This is a genomic window from Ornithinibacter sp. (assembly GCF_035443565.1).
GTDB lineage: Bacteria > Actinomycetota > Actinomycetes > Actinomycetales > Dermatophilaceae > Fodinibacter.
Genome location: NZ_DAORSO010000386.1, coordinates 1 through 1,280 on the forward strand (window position 1 = coordinate 1; position 1,280 = coordinate 1,280).

Here is a 1,280-nt window from a genome sequence, read left to right on the forward strand (position 1 = left end):
GAGCCGTCGTCGGGCTCGACCACCCCGGCGCGCAGGAGCGAGGTCAGCACCTGCACCGCGCGCTCGACGAGGGCGTCGCGGCGGGCGGGCTCCTCGTGGTTGTCCAGGAGCAGGGTGTGCAGCGCGGCCTGCTGGCCCTCCCACTGGTCGAGGACGTTGAGCACCATCGCGTGGTTGACCCGCATCTTGGAGACCAACGGCTCCGGCGGCGCCATGACGAGGCGTTCGTAGGTGGACTCGGTGTAGGTGAGCGTGCCCTCCGGGGCCTTTTTGTGCACGACCTTGCGGCGCTTCTTCGCGTCGTCACCGGCCTTGGCCAGGGCCTTGGCGTTGAGGACGACGTGCTCGGGCGCCTGCACGACCACGTACCCGACCGAGTCGAACCCGGCCCGCCCCGCCCGGCCCGCGATCTGGTGGAACTCGCGGGCCCGCAGCACGCGCTGCTTGCGCCCGTCGTACTTGGTGAGCGAGGTGAGCAGCACCGTGCGGATCGGCACGTTGATCCCGACGCCGAGGGTGTCCGTGCCGCAGATGACCGCGAGCAGCCCGCGCTGGGCCAGGGTCTCGACGAGGCGGCGGTACTTGGGGAGCATCCCCGCGTGGTGGACGCCGATGCCGTGCAGGACGAGCCGGCGCAGCGCCTGGCCGAACCCCTTGCCGAACCGGAACCCGCCGACGGCCTCCTTGATGGCGGCCTTGCGGGCCGAGGAGACGATGTCGACGCTCATCAGGGCCTGGGCCTGCTCGACCGCCGACGCCTGGGTGAACGACACGACGTAGACCGGGCCGCGATCATCACGCAGCAGCAGCTCGAGGGTCTCGTGCACGGGCGTGAGCACCCACTCGAACTCCAGCGGCACGGGGCGCTCGACCCCGGTGACGGCGATGGTCTCGCGGCCGGTGCGGCGGGTGAGGTCCTCCTCGAACGGGCGGGTGTCACCCAGCGTCGCCGACATGAGGAGGAACTGGGTGTCGGGCAGGAGCAGCAGCGGCACCTGCCACGCCCAGCCGCGGTCGGGCTCGGTGTAGAAGTGGAACTCGTCCATGACGACGAGGCCGATGTCGGCCAGTTCCCGGTCGCGCAGGGCGTGGTTGGCCAGGACCTCGGCCGTGGCGCAGATGATCGGGGCCCCGGGGTTCACGGCGGCGTCACCGGTGAGCATGCCGACCTGCTCGGCCCCGAAGATCGCGACGAGGGCGAAGAACTTCTCGCTGACCAGGGCCTTGATCGGCGCGGTGTACCAGCTGCGCTGCCCCTGCGCGAGGGCCTGTGCGTGCGC

The 1,280-nt window shown here is 71.3% G+C and carries 1 protein-coding gene; it reads right to left on the reverse strand.

The features are described 5' to 3' along the window. Positions 1-1,280 (reverse strand): DUF3516 domain-containing protein (locus tag PLL68_RS15395; protein WP_324535600.1); only part of this gene is annotated, 1,280 nt, incomplete at both ends.